Source organism: Nesterenkonia sandarakina (assembly GCF_014138825.1).
In the GTDB taxonomy this organism is placed as follows: domain Bacteria; phylum Actinomycetota; class Actinomycetes; order Actinomycetales; family Micrococcaceae; genus Nesterenkonia; species Nesterenkonia sandarakina.
Genome location: NZ_JACJIH010000001.1, coordinates 2334297 through 2350307, shown reverse-complemented (window position 1 = coordinate 2350307; position 16011 = coordinate 2334297). Strand labels below are relative to the sequence as shown.

Annotated in this window: 14 protein-coding genes; 5 read left to right on the top strand and 9 right to left on the bottom strand. The window is 67.3% G+C overall.

The genetic code is table 11. The features are described from left to right. Positions 1-411 precede the first annotated feature (411 nt). The 6 genes from HNR24_RS10640 to HNR24_RS10615 form a co-directional block, all read right to left on the bottom strand. Positions 412-1392 (bottom strand): hypothetical protein, encoded by a 981-nt coding sequence (locus HNR24_RS10640; RefSeq protein ID WP_182495729.1) that lies wholly within the window; start codon positions 1390-1392, stop codon positions 412-414. Positions 1393-1801: 409 nt separating this feature from the next. Next, complete coding sequence (locus tag HNR24_RS10635) at positions 1802-2935, bottom strand: hypothetical protein (RefSeq protein WP_182495728.1); 1134 nt, start codon at positions 2933-2935, stop codon at positions 1802-1804. Positions 2936-2962: 27 nt separating this feature from the next. After that, positions 2963-4156 (bottom strand): hypothetical protein, encoded by a 1194-nt coding sequence (locus tag HNR24_RS10630; RefSeq protein ID WP_182496195.1) that lies wholly within the window; start codon positions 4154-4156, stop codon positions 2963-2965. A gap of 342 nt (positions 4157-4498) precedes the next feature. Further along, complete coding sequence (locus tag HNR24_RS10625) at positions 4499-4834, bottom strand: hypothetical protein (protein WP_157075349.1); 336 nt, start codon at positions 4832-4834, stop codon at positions 4499-4501. A 61-nt stretch (positions 4835-4895) separates the two neighbouring features. Continuing rightward, positions 4896-5201, bottom strand: a complete 306-nt coding sequence (locus HNR24_RS10620; protein ID WP_058887831.1) for a pore-forming ESAT-6 family protein — start codon at positions 5199-5201, stop codon at positions 4896-4898. Between the two features lie 89 nt (positions 5202-5290). Next, positions 5291-5626, bottom strand: a complete 336-nt coding sequence (locus HNR24_RS10615) for a WXG100 family type VII secretion target (RefSeq protein WP_058887832.1) — start codon at positions 5624-5626, stop codon at positions 5291-5293. A 367-nt stretch (positions 5627-5993) separates the two neighbouring features. Here HNR24_RS10615 and HNR24_RS10610 point away from each other — a divergent pair, with 367 nt between their 5' ends. The 5 genes from HNR24_RS10610 to HNR24_RS13825 are packed head-to-tail and all read left to right on the top strand — an operon-like array spanning position 5994 to position 14356. Beyond that, positions 5994-6245 (top strand): hypothetical protein, encoded by a 252-nt coding sequence (locus HNR24_RS10610; RefSeq protein WP_058887833.1) that lies wholly within the window; start codon positions 5994-5996, stop codon positions 6243-6245. Further along, entirely contained in the window at positions 6242-7561 is a 1320-nt protein-coding gene (locus HNR24_RS10605) for an EsaB/YukD family protein (RefSeq protein WP_058887834.1), read from the top strand. Before HNR24_RS10610 ends, HNR24_RS10605 begins: the two co-directional genes overlap by 4 nt. A gap of 3 nt (positions 7562-7564) precedes the next feature. Beyond that, positions 7565-8806 (top strand): P-loop NTPase family protein, encoded by a 1242-nt coding sequence (locus HNR24_RS10600; RefSeq protein WP_058887835.1) that lies wholly within the window; start codon positions 7565-7567, stop codon positions 8804-8806. Further along, complete coding sequence (gene eccCa, locus HNR24_RS10595; protein ID WP_232301695.1) at positions 8803-12879, top strand: type VII secretion protein EccCa; 4077 nt, start codon at positions 8803-8805, stop codon at positions 12877-12879. Before HNR24_RS10600 ends, eccCa begins: the two co-directional genes overlap by 4 nt. Then, entirely contained in the window at positions 12860-14356 is a 1497-nt protein-coding gene (locus HNR24_RS13825) for a MinD/ParA family ATP-binding protein (protein ID WP_220477206.1), read from the top strand. Before eccCa ends, HNR24_RS13825 begins: the two co-directional genes overlap by 20 nt. Before the next feature lie 63 nt (positions 14357-14419). On the opposite strand, the gene HNR24_RS10585 is transcribed toward HNR24_RS13825, so the two are convergent. From HNR24_RS10585 to madL, 3 genes are all read right to left on the bottom strand, one after another. Next, positions 14420-14623, bottom strand: coding sequence for a hypothetical protein (locus HNR24_RS10585; RefSeq protein WP_058887836.1), 204 nt, complete (start codon positions 14621-14623; stop codon positions 14420-14422). A 222-nt stretch (positions 14624-14845) separates the two neighbouring features. Then, entirely contained in the window at positions 14846-15607 is a 762-nt protein-coding gene (gene madM, locus HNR24_RS10580; RefSeq protein WP_058887837.1) for a malonate transporter subunit MadM, read from the bottom strand. Between the two features lies 1 nt (position 15608). Continuing rightward, positions 15609-16010, bottom strand: a complete 402-nt coding sequence (madL, locus tag HNR24_RS10575; protein ID WP_083504639.1) for a malonate transporter subunit MadL — start codon at positions 16008-16010, stop codon at positions 15609-15611. Position 16011: the final 1 nt, after the last annotated feature.

Sequence of the window (16011 nt, the reverse complement as noted above, 5' to 3'; positions counted from 1 at the left end):
GCATCCCAGGTAGGCGCTCGCTCGGCGGTGGGCATGGTCAAGGTGGTCAGCCAGACCAGGGGCCGCCAACCCCATCCACGGCCTTCCAACCAACGGGTGCTCTTCCCGCTCCATGCCGGCCACCAGAGAAACAGACCCAAGATGGCAAGCCCCTAAAACACAGAAGTCGCAATGATCATCCTTAATTCCCCTCGATCGACCTTTCGTTTCTGTGGCCCAGTTGAGCAACGCGGGTTCAAGTCCACCGATGCTGTTCAGCCTCCCGTCACCCCTAGACGCGATGAAACCGAGAATGCTCCGTCCCCTCTGCGCCCGAAGGACCTCGATCCGGCGGTGCCGACAACTCATCCACGGTGGAAGCATCGCCCTGGGGTGGATCGTCGACCTGCCGGCCTGGGTCGCGAGGGCGGATCAGCCAAGGTGCGGTACCCGTTCAGCACGGGACTCCTCGACCACGCGCGTCATGAGCTCATGGTGAATGACCGAGCCTGAGCTGCTGCTCAGCCTCACGGCCGGTGCGCCCTCTTCGGAATCGATGAGCATCGGGCCTCTGTGGCGAGTTCGCAACCACCGGAACTGGTGCCCAGATCTGTGACCGCTGAAGGTCCAGTCAGAGAGCCCTCCCGAGAGAGCCTCACGCACGAGGGCCTCCTTCGCACCGCCGAGCGCAGGGATACCCCGTTGAGGATCTCCCTCCAGGCAGCCGTTCAGCGCCGCCTCATCCAAGACGACGGAGAAGTCAGAGAACCAGGCGGCGTGGTTGCCGACCCAGGCGTCCAGAATCACGGAGGCCGACACTGCCAACTCTCGAAGCACATAGCCATGGCCGACCCGTCCCTCGACGAGGTCCCGATGACTTGGACCCAACAGGCAGGTCGCCTCATCGCCGTCGAGCCAGATGCGTGCCTCGGTGGTCTCTTCGCCCAGCCTTCCGGCGACACTGATGTCTGGTGTTCCAGAGACTCCCGACATCACATGACGCCCCCGCGCTGAAAGTCGCTGATCCTCCACCAGACCGAGGGCTTCCAGCTCGCCCAGTGCCGGTTCAGGAGCAGCGGAGAAGCGATGGATGCTCCCAAGCTCCGTGATCGCGAGCAGATGCTGCATCGCCTCATGGCTCAGCTCTGCGCCCCGACCTGGGAGTGTTCCGAGCGTGGCCTCAGAGGTGAGCTGCTCAAGCCGCTCCAACCGGGCCAACTCGGTGGGGAGATCGGCCGCCTTCAACGCACGCAGCAAAGTCGAATCCACCCGCCACTCGGGTATCGCAGGTGCACTCCCACTCCCGGCCGCACCGTGCTCAACCCCGGTGGGATCGGCGCGGATCGATCGCGCCACCGCCTCCCCCAGCATCAGCAGCTCGGGATGATCGGTGTTGGGGAATGTCAGAACCACCTCGACGAGGGTGCTCCCCACGCCCACGTACCAGCGACTCATCTGGAAAGGGATCCGGGCGTGCAGCCCCACGAGGAGGTGACCTCGGCCGGGTAGTCCAGAGTCAGTGAGGAACGGTTGTGCAGCCACTGGTGTAGTCCCCGATGCAGCGCTCAGCACGGCTCGAAGCTCGTCCGCCGCTGCGCGGGCGACCCCTCCCTCGGCAGGGGCGCCGTCAAAGAAGCGCAGCGCAATGTTGGGGTGGATCAGCCCCGGGGTTTCAGAGAGCTGGTGGGTGCCGTGGTTCAGATCCAGTGGGAGACGAAGGACTATCACTCCCCGCGAGCCGTCCTCACATACTTCCCATCCGTCTGGCACATCGATCAATGCAGGGCCGAGTCTGATCGCAACGAATCCGATATCAGGATTCTCAGACACGAGAGGGCCCCTCCGGCCCTGGAGCGGCTGAGGGCTGCTGCCACGGTGACCGCGCCCTGGTGGCAAAACCGAGATCCTGGGCCGCCGGGCGCTGTGTACGCCGGTGATGCTCGATCAACATGGCGATCTCTCCCGGCGCTGCCTTCGTGCCGGGCTGAAGCCGAATCACGGGGCGTTTACCCGTCATCCCGCCCATGCCCAGCGGCCTCCCTGAGAACCACCTGTTGCCAGCACCCTCCCGAGCAAACACTTCATCCGAGACCAGCAGCTCCACCTGTCCCTGATGCGACCCCGGGTCCCCCGTGACCGAGACCGCTTCGATCTCGCCGAAGCTCAGCCGCCAGCTCCGGGTGGAGACCCCGTCCTTAGCGACCGTGACATGATCCGGCAGCAGTGCTGCTCGGGCGAAATAGACCGCCGAGAACGCTCCCAGCGGAGCGCCCACCACCGAAAGCACCCGGAACACCCCCATCATGCCGCTCTGGTTGATGAACATCTCACGGGGAACTCCTAGGACCGCACAGGTGCACACCACAGCAGCCAGGGCGCCGACGACGGCACCGAACCACCACCTCCCGACGCCCACCTTGAATTCCTGCGGGAGCGGCGGCAGCGGTGGCATTGGTGACGACTCAGGCTGCGCGAGAAGGGAACGTCCCTGCACACCTGCCTCGCCGGGAACCGACATGCCCCCAGGATGGCTGCTTGGGTAAGCAGGTGGCAGGTTCTGCGGCTTAGTCATCAGATGCTGGACTTCAGGCAGCGGGTACGCAGTCTTCACAGGGTCACCAGCCCTGAGCCGCTCGCGGATCCACCCCGGCAACATGAATCTCGGCCACCAGAAGAAGGCACCGATGAACGTCACCGGACAACCGATGAGCATGAGCGCGGCCGCGACCAGCAACAACCATTCGGCGTCGAGTATGGGACCGCCTTGAGCCGTTGGTATCACGAGGAAGCTCAGGGCCAACACTTGGAAGAAGATGGCGGTGAAGAGCCAGATGAGCGGCCGCCACCCCCACCCCCTGCCTTCAAGCCAGAGCGTGCTCTTGCCACTCCAACTCGGCCACCAGAGCAAGAGCCCCAGAAGCGAAAAACCCTGAGCCACCAGCAGTGGCACCCACATGACATTCATCTTTGACCTTCCGAAGATCTAGAACCAGTTGGAGGGGTTCAACTTGGAGTTGCTGACGCCTTCTGCCAACGCCTCAGCACCTTCTGCGATGCTAGAGCCCGCGTCACGAATTGCATCGACGCCGTCCGTACGGGCCGCATCCCAAACCTTCTCCGCCCCGATGCCGAACGCATCAGCAACACTGTCCCGCTGCCCGTCACCATCGAGGTCTGGCAGCATCGGTGCCTCCATCACCACTCCGGTGAGCACCCCCGCCGCAAAGCCGACCGCAGTCCCGCCCACAGGCACAACGCTGCCGATGGCGGCTCCCGCAGCGGCAGAGGCGAGAATGCTGGAGCCCGTGCTCCCCACCGTGAATGCTGCCGCGTCGTGGGTGGCCTCACTGTTGATCTCCGCATCGGACATGGCCGGGTTCTGCTGGGCGAGCTCCTGCTGACGCATCTCTCGCTCATTGGTGAAACTGACGGCGGCAGTTCCAATGGTCAGCACCGTGCCGCCGGCGGTGGCGCCTCGATTGATGACATTGCCGAGAGTTGCGCTGCTGCGTGTCTGGGTGACTGTCTTCTCGGTGCGCACTGACCCATCAGAGCCGTGACTGATCCGGGGGTCGCTGAACGAGGTCTTCACGGTGGGTCCGCTTGTCTGCTTCCATGCCAGATAGTCGGCGACCCCTGGCAGTCCACCGGCGAATCTCTGCGGGAAGCCGGCGTTCAGGCGCTGCTGCCACGTGGAGCCTGGCGCGTGGTCGTTCTTGAGGGCTTGCGTGATGCGGGTGGTCAGGCCTGCCCCGCCGGCGGCGGCGAGTCCCGGGCCGAGCGGGGAGTTGAAGAGGGTGGCATGGGTGCTGCTGCCCGTGAATCGGGCGTTCTGCTCCACGGGCACCACGATGGGCTGTGCCCGGCCCGGTACCTGCGTTGAACTCTCGAAGCCCTGCCACGTGTTCGTGGTCTGTACGTCGAACCAGCCGGATACCCCGCTGTATGTCCGCCAGTTCGTCAGCCCATCGAGGGATGACGTGAATTCGCCATCGCTGATCTGACCTGGTCGAATCCGAGCCAACAATCCAGCACACTGAGTCACCCGGAATTCGTAGGACTGCTGCAGTGACTCAACTGCCCCCGGAAGTCGCATGAGCGCCCCCTGGTCCACGATGCTGAGCTCCTCCTCCGAGTTGCCCGCATTCAAAGTGTTGAAGGCCGCGATCTCCGCCACCAACCTGTTGCGCCGGTCGATCAGCGTCTGAAGCTCCGTGGCGAATTCCTCCAGCGCTGACGCACTCAGCGCTCCGGCGTTCCGAACGTACTCCGCGCTTGCTTCGGCCGGCTGCAAAGCGGCCCATAGGGTCGCTTCCGAGGGTCCGCGGTAAGCCTCCTGCAGGCCCGCCCAGTGCGTACCTGCGGACTCGATATGCGCCGCGAAGCTCTCCGCCTTGGCCTTGACCTGCGTGGCGGCGGCATTGAGGCTTGAAGGCAGCTCCCACGTGGTGAACGCAGCCGTGTTGATCGAGACCATAAGAACTCCTGTGTCAGTTCTCGGACCGCAGGCACGCGCGACTCATCGCGGGCCGCCGGTCCCAGGAAGATCAAGCTGGGCCGGCACCTGACCGGCGGACGACTCCGCCGCGGCGGTCATCTCCTGGTCCCCCTGGGAGACGATGCCGAGGACTTCCTCTCCGCTGGCACGTGCCCGTTCCACCCTCTGCTCAGCGCTGGTGAGCTGGGGTTCGAACCCCTCGTCCTTGAGTCCCTGCAGCGCAGTTCGAAGGACCGGGCTCTGGGCCAACCCGAGGAGGGTGTCCAGTTCAGCGAGCAGCGCCGAGGCATCGGTGACCGCACCTGAGTGCTCCTGCCCCACCGTGGTGAAGATCGCCCGGGCTTGCCCCAGTTGCACATCATGTTGCCCCAACGACATCACCCTCCCGATGAGTTCAAAACGCCTTCTTGAGCCAGACTCAGCCGATGTTGGCGATCGCGGAACGCGTCCGGGACTGGGTCGATGTCGCCGTCTGGTCATTCTCCTCGAGCGTCTGACGCACCAGGGTGATGATGTTCTTCACCTCGGTGGAGGCGTTCTTCCACCGGGTCTCGACCTGCTGGTACTCGGCGTCGGCGCCGTCCATCTGGAAATCGGACAGGGCCGCCATGACCTGCTGGTCCCGCTCGTTGATCAGCGATTCCAGTCGGCTGGTGATCTGTGAGATATCGGCTTCCACCTGGCTTGAGACACCGGTGTCGTATGAGATTCGATCCAAGGACATCTGCTGCTCCTTCTGCGCATTTCTCAGCGTGGGAATTGACGTTCGAGCTTGTGAGAATCAGCCGGGTGATGCCCGAACTGTGTGGTGGTTCAGCGACTTCCCGAGAAGTTCGCGGCATCGAAGTTCGCCGCGCCCTGGCTGCGAAGCGCATTGTCCGCCGACTCCTGGTCACCGGTCTGGCTGGCGACGTTCATCCCGGACTGGCCCTCGTTGATCGCGGCCAGAGCCGAGTTCAGATCTGCTGAGACCTGGTCGGCACGAGTCTTGAAGGAGTCAAAGGCGGCGCGTCCGGAACCGTTGAACTTTCCCTCCAACGGGGTGACGGCGCTGACCAGCTGCTGGATCAGTGAGCTCAGCTCATCTGAGGAACCGGTGGTCTGCTGGCTGAGGGTCTGGAGCGTGGACGCTCCCATATCGAACTTCACGGGTGTTCCTCCTGGAGACGACGTGACTTTTCGGTTCAATGGGTGGACGAAGGATCTTCAGTGCCCACGAACAGTACTCGACACAATGAACCTGGGAATTACCTGTAACTCAGAGAGCACTAACCCAAAGTTCACACGATTGCCCCGGTCAGACTGAAATCACGCGCCATCCAGAATTTTCCCGAACGGCACTCCCAAGAGCCCGATCAGGGGCTATCGTAGCTTCTGCAGGTGATGATCGAGGGTTAATGTTCGATCTATCTTTCCCCTCTTGTGACTGACTTCGGACGACCGAAGCGTCGCGCGTCGAGGGAGCTGGGAATCATCGAGTGGTTCGATCTTGAACGGGAAACGAAGGAAGCATTAAATGATCGATCACGACCAGCAGATCCTGGAATCTGTGTCGGTCCGCCGTCACCGTCTGTTGAAGGCGCTGCTCTACGGCCAGGAGCGCACCCGGCGCAAATACGACGACGGGGTCAAGCTGCTGCTCATCGGCGCTGTGGTCGCGACCCTGATCTGCGCGGGCTGCGTGGGATATTCCTTCATCGTGAACCTCTTCGCCCAGCAGGAAGCCCGCATGGGCGCCTTCTCGATCCTGGGGGTTCCGCTCCCATGAGCACCGGTTACACCCGGGTGACCGTCGCCTCGGATCACCGCAATGTCGAGATGCTGCTGCCCTCATCGCGGGAGGTGGCTGCGCTGATCCCCGACGTGCTGGCCACCATGGGCGGCCCGCTGGGTTCGGGCTCCCCACAGACGCTCACCCTGACGCCCGCGGCAGGTCCCAGCCTTCTGCCGCATCAGTCGCTGCGCACGGCCGGGATCCGTGACGGTGCGGTGCTGGCCCTGGATCGTCTGGACGAGGCCGTCCCCCAGCCTCTCGTCTACGATCTCGCCGAAGAGACCGAACACCACCATGACGAGTACCCCGATGTGTGGCGCATCGAGGGGGCCCGGATGCTCAGCGTGGCGACTTTCGGGGTGTTCCTGCTCGCCGGACTGGTCCTGGCGGAACACACGATGCAGCCCGAGACGCCAGCCTGGTGGAGCCTCGGTCTCGCCGGCGCCGCGCTGCTCGCCCTGGCGATCATTCCGCGCCAGAGGCTGCAGTTCGATGCAGAACTGGTCACAGTCAGCGCCGCCGCCGTGGGTCTCAGCTATAGCTGGGGCCTGCCGGAGGTCTCCTGGGACGCGTGGCTTCCCGCAATCTGGGTGGCGCTGGCGTTCACGGCCTGGCATCTCTCACGCCGTCAGTGGCAGGTGGCGCTGCATGTGGTGGTGACCTCTGCGGCACTGACCACACTCTGGTGGGGAGGCCAGCTGATCCTCGGCGACCATGATCGCGTCACGGCCGTGGCGGGCATCGGCACGGCGTTCCTTCTCGGAGTGGTGCCCCGCCTGGCGCTGACCCTCTCCGGGCTGACCACCTTGGATGACGCGACCGCCCAGGGTCGGCGGTCCACTCGTCGCGAGGCGGCCGCAGCGTTCCGCAACGCTCACCTCGGCCTCGCCGGCACGGTGGTGCTGTGCGCGATCTCGCTCGGTGCAGCCATCCATGGACTGATCACTCAAGGCCTCACTGCGTGGACCCTGCCGCTGGCCATCGCCCTGATCATGTTGACCGCGCTGCGGGCCCGCAACATGCCGCTGGCTCTGGAACAGGTGGCGCTGCTGGTGGCCGCAGCCATCGGACTGGTGCTGCTGCTGCGCGGGCTGAGCGAGGTGATCCCGACGCCGCTGCTCGTGATCGGACCCTTGCTGCTCGCCGCCCTGCCGCTGGCGCTGCGTCTGGTCAGCATCCCTGAGCACACGGCGGCACAGCTGCGCCTGAATGCCCGCCGACTCGAGTCGCTGGCCACGCTGACGCTGCTTCCGCTGCTCGTCGGGCTCTTCGGCATCTATTCCCAGCTCACCGGAACCTTCCAGGACTGACACATGCCCACACCGCCCCCCTCCCCCGAGAACGGCTTCCCCGGCGCCGTCCCCCAGACGGAGCAGCCCACACAGGCCGCCGAGCACCGCGCGGGAGCTGAACTTCCCGCCCAGTTCCCCGCCCAGTTCCCCGACAGCGCGCCGCTGGCTCCGGTCCCCGCCGTGCCTGCTCCCACAGATCCAGCTCCCACAGATCCTGCTCCGGCCGGGTTCGAAGATCCCGCAGCGCCCGCCCAGCTGAGAACCCGCCGGCGGCCCTGGACCCAGCCCGAGGAGGAGCCCGAGGATGCGCAGCGCTTCTCAGCGTTCTCCCGTTCCGCCCGCCACGGCGATCCGGGCTACCGCCGCGCATGGCGGGCCGCCGCTCGCGTGGTGGTCAATGACGCGTTCCCCACGGATTACGCAGCCGCGGTGGATCGGTGTCAGCACCCGGTGACCACCGGACGCAGGATCGGGATCATCGGGGCCACCGGTGGGACTGGCAAGTCCACGCTGGCAGCCGCCATGGGTCTGCTCCTCTCGGGCGTCCGCGTCGATCACATCGCCGCCGTGGATCTCGCGGGGCGTCCCAGTGGGCTGCTCCAGCGGCTGCCCTCGGAGGAGCAGCCCGCAGGGGTCCGCTCCCTGGCTGAGGTGGCCGCGGGTCGGCAGGAGATCTCGCTGACCGACCTGCGCAGCCACTCGGCGCAGCTGCGCTCCACGCTGCACAGGATCACGCTCGATGATGCGGATCCGGCCCTGCGGGCCGAGCATGTCGCGGGCACCTTCCAGGTGCTCAGCCACACCTGCGCGGTGTCCTTGATCGAGCTGCCCGAGCTCTCCCCGGAGCTGGGCACCGCGGGCCTGAGCAGCGTCCACGCATTGATCCTCGCCGTCGGGCCGAGCCCCGCCGCGGTCGAGGCGACACGGTCGCTGCTGAGAAAGCTGCAGCAGGAGCTTCCCGAGACCCCGGTCATCCCGGTGATCGTCGACACCCGGCGCGCGCGCACCGCCGAGCGCAGAGCCGCGGTGCACGCGTTGAAGACACATCTGCGCGAGACCGGCCATCCGCACACGGTGCACCTGCTCGACGCCGATCGCCACCTGGGCGGCGGGCTGCGGATCTCGCTGAAACGCGTCGGGGAGCAGCGCCGGCTGCAGCTGGCTCAGCTCGCAGCCGCAGCACTCGGGGCCGCCTCCGCGGAGCCCGCGCGGCTGAGCCCGGCCCAGGATCCCCACCCGGCCTTGGCTGAGGACCCGCGGTGACGCTCACCGGCACTGCGCAGAGCACCCACGACGGCGTCGAACTGATCCACCGCCCCGCGCGCACCAGTTCGCCGGTGGCCATGGGGGAGACCCTCGCTCTGCAGCGCCCGCCGCAGGTGGATGAGGAGTCCGGCGGCATGGGGTTCCTCGGACTCATCCCGCTGCTCGGTGCGGCGGGGTCGATGACGGTGATGATGCTCTTCCGCGGCTCGCCCTTCGCGGCCGTCGGAGCGCTGATGATGATCGTCACCGTGACCGGGGCGATCGTGATGCTGTTCTCCCAGCGGGGCAAGGCCGGGCGGCGTCGTCGGACGCTGCGCGACACCTACCTGGAGTACCTGGAGGAGCGCAGAGAGACCTTCCTGAAGCAGGAGCGGGAACATCGGGGGCGCGCACGGGCCTGCGACCCGCTGCCGGAGGCGCTCATCGAGGTCGTCGCGGACCCGCACCGGCTCTGGGAGCGACGGCGCCACCACGAGGACTTCCTGCGGGTGCGTCTGGGCACCGGGACCGTCCCGGCGCGGACCCTGCAGCTCGAAGGCGAGGCGCAGCTGGGGCAGCGCCCCGACCCGCACATGGACCACGAGATGCGGAACCTTCTCAGCCGCTTCAGCGCCGCACCGAACATGCCGGTGCTGGTGGATCTGCGCCGGCACCACACGGTCTCCGTCGTCGGGGAGGAGGACTTCTGCCATGAGGTGGTGCGCAACCTGCTGCTGCCCGCCGTCGCGCTGCACAGCCCCGAGGATCTCCACCTCGCCGCCGCCGTCCCGGAGCGGCATCAGCAGAGCTGGCGCTGGCTGAACCTGCTCCCCCACGTGCTGGACCAGTCCCGGCCGACGCCGCGCGGCCCGTTGAACCGGCTGGCCCGCTCCATGCCCGCGCTGCGCGACCTGCTCGATGAGGAGATCCGCGCCCGCTACCAGCGCTACGCGGAGATCCGGAAGAACTTCCTGGTCGACAGTCCGCCGCTGGCCCAGGCGCGGCTGCTGGTCTTCGACATGGACTACGCCGGGGAGGTGGCGAACCTGCAGATGCCCGACGCCGCGCTCTCTCCGCACGAGCTCTCGATCACCGCGGTGCATCTGACCCCGCGGCAGCAGGACGAGCCCGACGAGGTCTCGCTGCGCATCTCCCAGACCGAGACCGGGTTCCGGGTCGAGGACTACGTCAAGGATCCGCTGCGCCCACAGACCACCGAGGGCGTGCTCTCCCCGGTGGCGGTCGCCACTGCCGAGGGCCTGGCCCGGATGCTCGCCCCGCTGCGGCTCTCCCCGGATTCCCTGGAGCACGACGACGACGTCGACTCCCAGCGCTTCACCGCTCACCTGGGCATCCGAGACTTCAGCGCGGAGGACGTGGAGCGGCTCTGGAAGCCCCGTGAGCAGCCGGACTTTCTGCGTGTGCCCATCGGGATCGACGACCGCGGCCGACCGGTGAGCCTGGACCTGAAGGAGTCCGCCCAGCACGGCATGGGACCGCACGGGCTCTGTGTGGGGGCCACCGGATCCGGGAAGTCGGAGCTGCTGCGCACCCTGGTGCTGGGCCTCGCAGTGACCCACCCGGCCGATCTGCTCAACATGGTGCTGGTGGACTATAAGGGCGGAGCGACCTTCGCGCCCTTCGCCGGGATCCCGCATGTCTCGGGGATCATCACCAACCTCTCCGAGGACGCCTCCCTGGTGGACCGGATCTACTCCAGCCTGGAAGGCGAGGTGCTGCGCCGGCAGGAGGCGCTGAAGAACGCCGGAAACATCGCCAACATCACCGATTACCAGCTGCATCGGGCCGAACGCGCCCAGCGCGGGGAGGAGCTCCCGCCCCTGCCGCATCTGTTCGTGGTGATCGACGAGTTCGGTGAGCTGCTCACGGCGCAGCCGGACTTCATCGACCTGTTCATGTCGATCGGGCGGATCGGCCGGTCCATCGGGGTGCACCTGCTGCTGTCCTCGCAGCGGATCGAGGCCGGCAAGCTGCGTGGCCTGGAGACCCACTTGTCCTATCGGCTGGGTCTGCGCACACTCTCCGAGGGTGAGTCCCGCACGGTGTTGGAGACCCCCGATGCGTTCCATCTGCCGCCGCTGCCCGGCTACGGGTACCTCAAGGTGGACACCACCACCTATTCGCGGCTGAAGGCCGGATATGTCTCGGGTCCGCTGCAGCTGGAGACGCAGCAGACGGAGTCGCCCGAGGACGAGGATGAGCCGCTGCCGGTGCTGGTGGACTCCTTCTATGCCCAAGACGCCGCCCAGGAGGTCGACGCCGCCGGGGCCTCCCCCGCTGAGGGGTCACCTGCTCCCACCGAACGCTCCACCGGGCCGACGGTGATGTCCACGCTGGTCGAGATGATGAGCGACTTCCCGCGGGTCACGGCACCGATCTGGCTGCCCCCGCTGCCGCAGCTGCTGACCCTGGACCAGGCCGCGTCCCGCAGCACACTGAGCCTGACGCCGGGCACCGAGGTCGCACAGCGGCGGAGTCGGCAGCTGAACATCCCGATCGGGTTGCTGGACGATCCGGGCCGACAGTGGCAGGGCCTGTGGGAGCTGGACCTGACCCGGTCCGGAGGCAACGTCGTGATCCTGGGCGGTCCCGCCTCGGGCAAGACCACGGCGCTGCGCACCATCGCGCTGTCCCTGGCCGCCTCGCACGGGGTGGAGGAGGTCGCGCTCTTCGGCGTCGATCTCAAGGGCTCGGCTCTGCAGCCGCTGCAGGACCTGCCGCACAGTGCTGGCATGGCCGGCCGCACCTCACGGGAAGCGCTGCGCCGCACCGTCGAAGAGGTCTCGGACATCCTCGACGAGCGCGAGACGCTCTTCGAGGCCAGGGGGATCGACACCCTGGCCACGATGCGTCGACTCCACGCCGCCGGTGAGCTGCCCGAGCTCGAGGTTGCCGATGTGATCCTGCTCCTGGACGGCTGGGGGGCGCTGCTCGATGACTACGAGGACCTCCAGGACCAGGTGCACGGCATCCTTAACCGCGGCAGCGGGTACGGGGTGCACGTCATCGCCACCGCGACCCGCTGGAATGAGGTCCGGATCGCCCAGCAGTCCTTCTTCGGCACCCGGCTGGAGCTTCGCCTGGGTGAGGTGGCCGAATCCGCCCATGGTCGCAAGGTCGCGGAGAAGGTCCCCGCGGATCGGCCCGGTCGCGGCCTGAACCACGACACCCTGATCGGGCAGATCGCGCTCCCCCGGTTAGACGGCGAGGCCGAGCTCGGCGCGCTGCATCATGGGCTGCAGCAGGCCACGGCCAGCGTGCAGCAGATGGTGCCGCAGCAGACTCCGCGGCGGGTCCGGATGCTGCCACAGATGCTGAGCTCCGAGGATCTCGAGCCTCTGAGCATCGACGCCCCGAGAAAACCGGGTCAGGTCCCGCTGGGCATGGTGGAGCGTGACATGAGCATCAAGCTGCTGGATCTGACCGGTCAGGAGCGTCACCTCTTCGTGATGGGAGATGAGCTCAGCGGCAAGAGCTCCCTGCTGCGCCACCTGATGCTGAGCCTGACCGAGCAGCACAGCTCGGATGAGATCGTCTTCGCGGTCTTCGACCCGCGCCGCTCACTGCAGGGTGTGGTCCCAGATGCCTACCTCGGCGGCTACGCGACCTCCACGGTGCTGGCCGAGAAGCTGACCCAGGCGGTGACCAAGGAGCTGCGCAGCCGGATCCCGGAGGACCCGCTGGCCGCGGCGCGAGGCGAGGGCTTCGACGGCCCCCGGGTGGTCCTTATCGTCGACGACTACGACGTGCTCACTGCGGGCGGCGGTTCCCCGCTGCGCGAGTTCACCGAGCACCTCGCCATGGGCGCGGAGATCGGGCTGCACGCGCTGGTCGCACGGAGGGTCCGCGGCGCCGGGCGCGGCCTGTTCGACCCCTTCTCCACCGCAGTGCGCGAGGCGGGCGGTGCCACCTTCCTGATGGACGGGGACAAGTCCGAAGGTGCACTGATCAACTCGGTCCGGCCGCGCAGACAGCCTCCGGGGCGCGGACTCTTCATCCACGGTGGACGCCCACCGGCCACTATTCAGACGATCTTCAGGGAGGGCCCCCATGACACAGACGCCAGCTGAGCAGCCAAGCCGCGCCAGCAACGACGGCAGCACCGCGAGCAGCGATGAGACCGCGGCGGCTGAGCCTCGCTCGGACATCACCGCTGAGGTGCTCTCCCCCCGGCAGATCCGGATCAACGGGGAGCCCCACACCGTGACCGAGGGGGAGAACCCCTACCGGGAGGTCTACGCGCAGGCCCACCAACATGCTCAGCAGACCGGCACGCCTGCGGTGGTCCATGGAATCGACCATGTCCGCGGCGAGCAGAGCTGGTTCTCGATGTCCCCGGAGGGTGAGGTCGCCGCACACGCACAGCCGGGCAACGGCCGGGCCCCGGCAGCGCCCCTCGCCGAGGCCCCCGGGAAACCCCCAGCGCAGCCCGAGCCTCCAACGCAGGCCACGCCTCCAGCGCAGGCCGCGCCCGTCGCGCAACCTGGGCCCTCCGCAAAGCCGCAGCCCGGCGCCCAGACCGGTCCGGCAGGTCCGGCAGACCCGGCTCGAGCCACCGGCTCGGTCCCGGCCAACCCCACAAGTCTGGATCCCGCGGCACAGCAGACACGGGCGGAGCGCCGTCGCATCGCAGAGGCCGGACGGCCCTTCGTCGCGGTGGCCGCGGAGAAGCCTCAGGGCGGGTTCCGGCGCTTCCTCTATGACGCCACCGGCGGCGCGATCAACATCGGTCCCAGTCAGAAGGAGCTGCGAGAGCGGGAGCTGATCGAGCGGATCGCTCGGCCGCTGCAGGGCAGCCACAACACCGCCGTGCTCTCACTCAAGGGTGGGATCGGGAAGACCTCCACCACGGTGGGTGTCGGCATGACCCTGGCCCACCACCGCGGAGACATTCCCTGCGCCATCGACGCGAATCCGGATTCCGGGGATCTGGTGGAGCGCGCCCTGGGCGAGCGGGCGATCCAGGCGCACCAGCCGCCGAGCATCACCGATCTGCTCAAGAAGCTCGACGGCGTGGACTCGCTGACCGCGCTGCAGGGCTACCTGCAGCAGGCCGGGCGGCTGCATGTGCTCGCCGGAGAACAGGATCCAGCCCTCTCGGACAGCCTCACTGCCGAGGAGTGGCGCCGGATCCATGCGGAGTTCGCCAAGTACTACTCCGTGATCGTCACCGACTGCGGCACCGGGGTCACGCACAACGCCATGAAGGGGATCCTGCACACGGCGGACAACATCGTGATCGCCGCCGGGTTCGCGGTCTCCGGAGCCCAGCGCGCGCTGCAGACGCTGAACTGGCTGGCCAACCACGGCTACGAGCGGCTGGCCCGGGAGTCCATCGTGGTGATCACCGATAAGGAGCGGGTCTCTGACCGGGTGGACAAGCAGGCCATCCAGGAGAGCCTGCGCGGATACTGCGGGAAGCTCGTGGTGGTGCCCTTCGACCGGGCCGTGGTGGACGGGGACCGGATCCACCTGGACATGCTCGAGGAGGAGACCCGCCGGGCCTACATGGACATCGCAGCCGCCATGGTGGACGGGTATAAGTAGCCTCCGCCGAGCCCGGAAGACATCCTGTGCCGGCTGGGGGTCACACCCGGACCAGCGGGGGATTCAGCCGGGACGTCGCGACCAGCCCTGGGTCAGGTTGCCGCGGGTCCGGCGCAGCGCCTGGCGACCGCTGGCGGTCATCACCGTGGACGCGAGGGCGGCCACGGCTGCGCCCATGAGGAGCACGAAGGCCAGGTTCTGCGACCCGGCCAGCGAGGCACCGATCACTGTCACGGCGAAGACCAGCACGAACAGCGCTGCCCGCATCGGTCTCTCCCGTCTCCTCGGCGTGCAGGTGAGCCCGGCGCACCGAGACCCGTCCTGGTTCTCCAGCAGTCCATCACAGCACCCGCCGTCTGGGAACCCCCAGGGCAGTGAGCGGGATCAGTGGGCGCAGGGCCTCGCCCCCCAGCACGACGACGACGGCCGCCCACCTGGGTGCAGGTGGACAGCCGCCGCCGTCGTCGTGGTGCTGGAGGGTTCCTCAGCTCAGCCGAAGATCCCGACCAGGGCGAAGTAGAAGACCGAAGGGCCCAGCAGGCAGCCCAGGCCGGTATAGAAGGTCGCGGTCATCGCGCCGTAGGGCACCAGGCGCTTGTCCGTGGCGGCGAGTCCTCCGGCCACCCCCGAGGTGGTGCCCATCAGCCCGCCGTAGGCCATGGCCGACTTCGGGTTGTTCAGGCCGATGAGCGGGGCGATCAGCGGGGTGCAGACCATCACCACCACCGCCTTGATCAGTCCGGCGGCCACCGAGAGGGCGATCACCTCGGAGCTGGTCCCGATCGCGGTGCCGGTGACCGGTCCCACGATGTAGGTCGCGGCGCCGGCGCCGATGGTGGCCATGGACTCGGGGTCGGTGTAGCCGAAGGCGGCAGCCACCGCGGCGCCGACGATGAAGGAGACGACGATGCCCGCGATGAGCGCGACCACGCCCGCGGCGCCTGCCTTCTTGATCTCCTGAAGGTCCACGCCGTAGGCGGTGGCGACGATGGCGAAGTCGCGCAGCATCGCGCCGCCCATCAGGCCGAGACCGCTGAAGATGGCGATATCAGCGAGGCCGGATTCTCCACCGGTCTGGATGCCGCCGAAATAGGCCAGCACCAGTCCGAGCATGATGGCGATGGCGGAGCCCTGCAGGCGTCCTCGGGTCAGCGTCTTGGAGAGCCAGCCCGAGATCATCATCAGGCCACCGACCACCACGAAGGCGAAGAGCAGGCCGTTGCGTTCAAGCACATCAGCGATGATGTCCATCTCAGGCCTCCTGCTTCTCTTCTTCGGTCATCGCCGGCAGCGGTTCAGACTGTCCGCCGATCCGCGCGATCACCGGCACCAGCGCCGCGCCTGCGGCCAGCGCCCCGAGACCGGCGATCGCGGCCATGGGTCCGCCGCCGATCGCTTCGGCGACATTCTGCGTGGACGCCATGGCGATCACGATCGGGATGTACAGCGCGGACCAGAACAGCACCCCCTGCTCGGTGGGCTTCGGGAACAGCCCGCGCTTGCGCAGCCGGTCCGTGGCCACCACGAGCAGGATCATGGCGAAGCCCACCCCGCCGACATTGGCGTCCACACCTACTGCGACGCCGAGGACATCACCGATCAGCATTCCCACGAGCATGCACAGCGCCAGCGCTGCAACTCCATAGAGAACCATC